Here is a 6033-nt window from a genome sequence, read left to right as displayed (position 1 = left end):
CACGTCAGTTTTTTTGGTGTTGTGGTTGTTCTTTTTTACCCAAAAAACGTCTAGCCAATATCTAAGATCGAAAAAGGTTTACAGGCCTAAAACCCGTATTAGCCCAAATTTTCAAAAGTCTTTTTGCTTCTTTTTCTTCAGAAAAAGAAGAGAGAACAGCCCCCAACGCCTCCCCCTCCATCACACAACCTACCCCCCCGAAAGCATCTCCAAATCCGGGCATAAAAAAAGCCCCCTCCAATCGGAAGGGGCTTTCCTACGTGCAAAACGCGCAACTTAGAACGATGCGTTCACACGACCAAAGTAGTAAGCACCCATAAACGGCACCTGACCGGAGAACTGATCATACATGGTGTTACCAGCCTGTACGAACTGACCTGGCAGGCGACGTGGGCGAACATTGAAGATGTTATTCGCACCAACAGAAGCATGAATGCTGTCCGTCACACGGTAGCCAATCTCAAGATCCGTCAACCAACGTGGCGTATTTTTGAACTGTCCAAAGCAAGAGTTCGAATAACGCAGCGCACCACCCTTGGAGCAGGTTGCTGAGGCAGGCGTCCAATCCTGATATGTCATCATAGACGTTGTCTCACCATAACGGCTCTGACGCACGTTAACGTCCCATTTTCCGACCGTCCACAGCGCATTCAAGATCAACTTGCTGCGTGGCGTTGCCGTCGTCAAATACGAAATAACCTGCTCATTCAACAATGGCCGACCCAGCGTATCGATCCCGTTATGATGCAAACGCGTACGGTTCAAATTCAACGCAGCGCTCAGGTTCAAATTACCATACTCATGCATCCGCACGAGGTAATCTGCCTTCACATCCATCCCCTGCGTACGTGTCGAAGCACCATTGGAGATATAATAGGCGGAAGAATTCGCGGCATTGCTCGCCGTTGGGGAAATGTCAAAGCCGAAGGACTGCAGCGCAGCCAAAGCTGGCATCCCCTTCACCGTACCACCTTGCACGATCCGGTCACGCAGATTGATCTGATAAACATCCGCCTCAACATGCAGGCCCGTCACAGGCTCAGCCGTGAAACCAGCACTCGCATTTGTGGAGCGCTCTGGGCGCAAAGAGGTTGCCCCCAAAGAGCGCGCACCCGCCGATTCAACCGGCAACTGCCCCGCAACACTGCCCGTACCAGCAAAGGTGTTCAGACGGCTGAAATGCGATTCCTGCAAGGTCGGCGCACGGAACCCGTTGCTGATCGTACCGCGCAACGCAAAACGTGATGTCACGTCATAACGGGCAGAAATCTTGCCGTTCTCGGTGTTTTGCGTATCGGTGTAGTACTCATAACGCCCAGCCAAATCGATTTGCAGCTTCTGCGTTGGGTGCAACGTCGCATCAATATAGGCGGCATAAACGTTACGGTACCACTTACCCGCAGATTGCGGCGGAATACCCGTATGTTCGATCGGACCACCATAGAGGTAAGATTCTGGGTTACCCGAAACAATCTGATAAGAGTCCAGACGATGCTCACCACCCATTGCCAAATTAACCGGCAAAAAGGAGCCAACCGTGAAAGCACGGCGCAGGTCAAGGTTATTGGTCCATTGCGCGTTCTTCTGTGTGTAATCCCAGAACTTGGTCGGGGAAGTCAGCCCCGCCTTGACCATGCCGGGGTTATACACACCCTTAATGCTAATGCGGGAATTATCGCCACCGTAAACCGTGGAAAGATCCCAATCAAAGCCGAACAGATTATGCCCACGCAAACCAAGTGATGCCGCATAATCCAATTCATCATTCCCCGTAACCGAGCGGATACCGTCTGGGAAATACGTCGTATTTACATAAGGTGACTTATAAGCCTGCATTTCAGCATGGCGGTAAGCCAGCGTACTTTGACCGTAGAGCTCAACGCCTTCCGTCAAAGGTTTCGCAAAATCAATACCCAAATTCTCGCGTGTTTCTTCCGGTGAACTGACATAGTCGGTCTGACGGCCCTTCCATGACTGGTTAACACCCGGCTTTACAAAATACTTTGACGTATCCGCACCGTCTGGCCAGTAGCCCAAAAGAGCATGGTCAGGGCCCCACGCAATCATGTGATCCGTATGATAAAGCTGTGCACCCAAATGCACATAACCATCAGTACCCAGCTTCAAGCCACCATCTGCATCAAGCTGATACTGCCAGCCATCACCATTATAAGCATTGGCACCCGTCTGTGCCGTCAGCGACACACCATGATCTTTCTTCTTGGTGATGATGTTCACAACGCCGGCAATCGCGTCTGAGCCGTACATCGCCGCAGCACCGTCTTCCAACACTTCGATATGATCGATCATGTTGCCGGGGATCATGTTCAGATCCACACCGGAAGACGCAAATTGCGGTCCGGGCTTCTGCACAATGTTTGCCGTCGTATGACGGCGCTTGCCATCAATCAACACCAGCGTTTCATTCGGGTTCAAACCGCGCATCTGAATAGACGCAACGAGCGAGTTCGTGTTGGAACCGCGCGTACTCATCGTGATAGACGGATAGATACGTGTCAGCGCATTTGACACATTGAGTTCACCCGAACGCGCGAGCGTTGCCGCAGAAATCAGCGTAATCGGGCTAATGCTCTGACGTGCTTTCACATGAGCCGCACGCGTACCGGTGACAATCACCTGTTCCTGCGTATCACTATTGCGCGATACTGGCTGCTTGCTCATTTTATGCGCGACCGGAGCGGCCTTAGAAGCCGCTTTTTGCGTCTCTTGCGCCAAAGCACCAGCAGCAAAAAGCATCGGTGTACACGCAGAGGTCGCGACCAAAAGCAATTTTACTTTTTTCACGAAAAACTCCAGATCAAAAATATATCCGTTTCTGAAATGCGATTTAATAAAATGAAAAACGCAACAAAAGTTACCGATTTAAGTCACAAACATAAAACTGTCATAGATTTCATATTATGTCGTATTGGGCGCTGTTACCCGCTCTTATCACGCCCAATCAAGGGAGATCTCTCAGGCCTCACAAGGAGCCGAAAAGCAGTTATTTTTCAGATGTTTAAATAATTTTTATAAACCAACACCTTCTGCCCTCCTCTTCTGAAGAGAGAGAAAATATGTCACTTTTTAGCGTGAACAACACACATAACAGACCATACAACATGATATTTTTCATACGCATCACGTAGGGCGCGTGTCTAAAATACAACAGCCACAGAGGCCACAAAAGAGAATCTCTCTCGCCTCTCAATCACCTTGTCAGAGCTTTAATATGTCACGCGCCTGTACGGCATCGGCTGCAATCTGTGTCTTCAATTCATCCAACCCATGAAAACGGCGCTCTTCACGCAGCAACCCAACCAGCGCGACCGATAAAGTCTGGCCATATAAATTTTCAGAAAAATCGAAAAGATGAACCTCTAGACGACTTTCCCGACCATCATTAATCGTCGGACGGCGTCCCAGATTCGCCACTCCCGGCACAACACGCCCATCTGGCAACGTCACCCACACAGCATACACGCCCCGCGCAGGCTCAATATGCTGCCCCAACGGAACATTCGCGGTTGGGAACCCCAATAACCGGCCTCGCTGATCACCATGAACCACAGGGCCGACAATGCTCCACAAACGCCCCAACTCCATAGCAGCGCGTTCCGGATACCCCTCTTGCAGCAAACGCCGAATACGGCTTGAGGAGATAGGACCATTTCCATCCGTCAATTGCGGCACAATACTCAAACCAACCCCATGCGCCGTCAATAACTCTTTCAAACGTGCCGTATCCCCCTCACGCCTATGCCCAAAAGCAAAATCAGCGCCACAGGCAATATGCTGAACACCCAATGCCGTGATCAGCACATCATTAACAAAGGCCTCTGCGCCAAGGCGTGAAAATTCACTATCAAATGCGAGTTGAAAAACCGACTGCACCCCCTGCTTATGCAGTGCTTGCGCCTGAACAGAGGGCAACATCAAACGAAATGCCGGGTCCTGAGGGCGAAACAAAGCCCTTGGATGTGGATCAAACGTGACAACAGCTAAAGAGCACTCAGGCCGGGCCGCCTTTAGCGTGTTTAGGACATGCACATGCCCTTGATGCACACCATCAAAATTACCTAAAGCAGCAACGGAACCCCGCGCTTCCGCCGGGATATTCCGCCAATCCGTGTAAACGCCCATCCCGCCTAAGCGCCCAGAAGATCAAAATTCTGCGCCACATCTCCCAGAGTTCCCGCCTGAGGCACGCCTGGATGAGGCACGGTTCCATCCTGCGCACGAACCAACTGGCACACAGCATATCCCGCTTCAATAGCAGCATCCAGTTCCGCGCCAATATCCGATAAGAATAAAATATCCTGCGGCGCCACATCCGCAGCGCGTGCAATTTTACGGTAGGACTCAGCGTCTTTTTTACCACCCGTCGAAAGGTCATAGAACCCTTCAAACAAACCGGTCACATCCCCTTGTACCGTATGCCCATACAGCAATTTTTGCGATGGAATAGAACCCGACGAATACACAGCCAGACGCAAACCCGCCTCATGCCAAGCCTGCAATACCGGCAAAACATCCGGATACAAATCGGCACGAATTGTCCCATCAGCAAAACCTTGCCGCCATGCCACGCCTTGTAATGCTTTGAGCGGCGCAGCCTTCTCATCACGGGCCATCCAATCACGGCACACATCCAATGGTGCACGCCCCGGAAACGCCGCCTCAATATCCGCACGTGCCTGCACCACAACCGGGTCTGCATCATCCTCAAGCACAGTGGGCAGCGCATGCGCGGCATAGGGGAACATCACATCCTTCACGAAGGTGATCGGTAGGGTCGTGCCCTCAATATCCAGCAGAACAAGGCGAACCATGATGTCTCCGTCAGGCCTGCGCGGCCACACCCGGCACATTTGCCGGAAAGCGCTCAGCAATATCATCGCCCGTATAATCAGCGATCCAACCGGTTTTATCCGTAAAGACACGCAAAGCCACAACATCAGGCGTCAAGCCGGCATCAAACCAATGCGGTATGCCCGTCGGTACAGAAATCAGATCACCTTGCTCACACAGCACCGAATACACCCGCCCCTTAATATGCAAGACAAAGGACCCTTGCCCATGCACAAAGAAACGTACTTCATCTTCACTATGCGTATGTTCTGACAAAAACTTTTTACGCAATTCGGGCAGGTTAGGTGTCTGTGCGTTAATCCGCACCACATCCGCACTCCCTGCACCCGTCTCTCCCATCAGCGCATCCAGATAGGGACGATAGGCTTCAAGAATTTGATCCGTAGATGCGTCCTTTGCCGGCGTGACCGGCGCTGACCAACGCTCAAAACGAATGTTGTGCGGGCGCAGCGTTTCCGCGATCTCCCCCGGAGTAGAAAGATCGAGCAAAAGCGCCCCCGGTGCATCATCCCGGTAAACCGTCAAACGACTCATGACACATTTAGCCTTTTTGCAGATGGGCCAGATGGCACGCGAGAAGGAATTCTAGCCCTTCCAAACGCGCTAATGCGGTTGGCATGTCTGGCCCCCAGACATACACACCATGCCCCCGGATCAAATAACCCATAGGCATTTTGGATAAATGCGGTTCGACCACCGTTGCCAAACGCGCAATATCCTGATCATTCGCAAAAAGCGGAAGCGCGAGTGACGTCTCATGCGTCGTCTGCCCTTCAAACACTTTTAAGACCTCATACCCTTCAAGGGTAATCGCATCGTGTACTTCATCGCGGGATAGCACTGTAGCGGCCACAGAGTGCCCATGCAGCACCGCCCCGATAGACGGGTCATGCGCATAAAGCTGCGTATGCAAGAGCGTCTCAGCACTGGCTTTCTGGCCTTGCTGCACCGGACGCCCTTCCGGCGTGATCTCAATGACGTCATCAACACTCAGGAAACCTTTATGCCCCCCTGAGCGAGTAATCGCGATCCGCCCATCCGGCAAACGACGAGAGATGTTCCCGGCGGTTGCAGGCACCCAGCCGCGCTGATCCATACGCTGGCCAGCACGCACAATATCAACCTGCGCCTGCTCCCATGCGGGATCAGACATCACGTTAT

Annotated in this window: 5 protein-coding genes; all 5 read right to left on the bottom strand. The window is 52.0% G+C overall.

All coding sequences use genetic code 11. The annotated features are described in order from the left end of the window. Nucleotides 1–276: 276 nt before the first annotated feature. Nucleotides 277–2682 carry a TonB-dependent receptor plug domain-containing protein gene (locus NTH01S_RS09775; protein WP_245642336.1) on the bottom strand — a complete coding sequence of 802 codons (2406 nt, stop codon included), beginning with the start codon at nucleotides 2680–2682 and terminating at the stop codon, nucleotides 277–279. 537 nt (nucleotides 2683–3219) lie between these two features. Continuing rightward, nucleotides 3220–4143: a bifunctional riboflavin kinase/FAD synthetase gene (locus NTH01S_RS09770; protein ID WP_068173191.1), complete on the bottom strand. Its 924-nt coding sequence runs from the start codon at nucleotides 4141–4143 to the stop codon at nucleotides 3220–3222. 5 nt (nucleotides 4144–4148) lie between these two features. Further along, on the bottom strand, nucleotides 4149–4832 hold the full coding sequence (gene mtnC, locus NTH01S_RS09765; RefSeq protein ID WP_068173190.1) for an acireductone synthase: 684 nt from the start codon (nucleotides 4830–4832) through the stop codon (nucleotides 4149–4151). Between the two features lie 10 nt (nucleotides 4833–4842). Beyond that, entirely contained in the window at nucleotides 4843–5406 is a 564-nt protein-coding gene (locus tag NTH01S_RS09760) for a 1,2-dihydroxy-3-keto-5-methylthiopentene dioxygenase (protein ID WP_068173188.1), read from the bottom strand. Nucleotides 5407–5413: 7 nt separating this feature from the next. Beyond that, entirely contained in the window at nucleotides 5414–6025 is a 612-nt protein-coding gene (locus NTH01S_RS09755; RefSeq protein ID WP_068173210.1) for a methylthioribulose 1-phosphate dehydratase, read from the bottom strand. Nucleotides 6026–6033 lie beyond the last annotated feature (8 nt).

Source organism: Neokomagataea thailandica NBRC 106555, from assembly GCF_001598495.1.
Lineage (GTDB): Bacteria > Pseudomonadota > Alphaproteobacteria > Acetobacterales > Acetobacteraceae > Gluconobacter > Gluconobacter thailandicus_A.
This window is presented reverse-complemented; position numbering and strand designations above follow the sequence as displayed.

Excerpts from the sequence above, each read along its gene's own strand:
- NTH01S_RS09775 (WP_245642336.1), bottom strand. The coding sequence starts at position 2,682 with ATGAGCAAGCAGCCAGTATCGCGCAATAGTGATACGCAGGAACAGGTG.
- NTH01S_RS09770 (WP_068173191.1), bottom strand. The coding sequence starts at position 4,143 with ATGGGCGTTTACACGGATTGGCGGAATATCCCGGCGGAAGCGCGGGGT.
- mtnC (WP_068173190.1), bottom strand. The coding sequence starts at position 4,832 with ATGGTTCGCCTTGTTCTGCTGGATATTGAGGGCACGACCCTACCGATC.
- NTH01S_RS09760 (WP_068173188.1), bottom strand. The coding sequence starts at position 5,406 with ATGAGTCGTTTGACGGTTTACCGGGATGATGCACCGGGGGCGCTTTTG.
- NTH01S_RS09755 (WP_068173210.1), bottom strand. The coding sequence starts at position 6,025 with ATGTCTGATCCCGCATGGGAGCAGGCGCAGGTTGATATTGTGCGTGCT.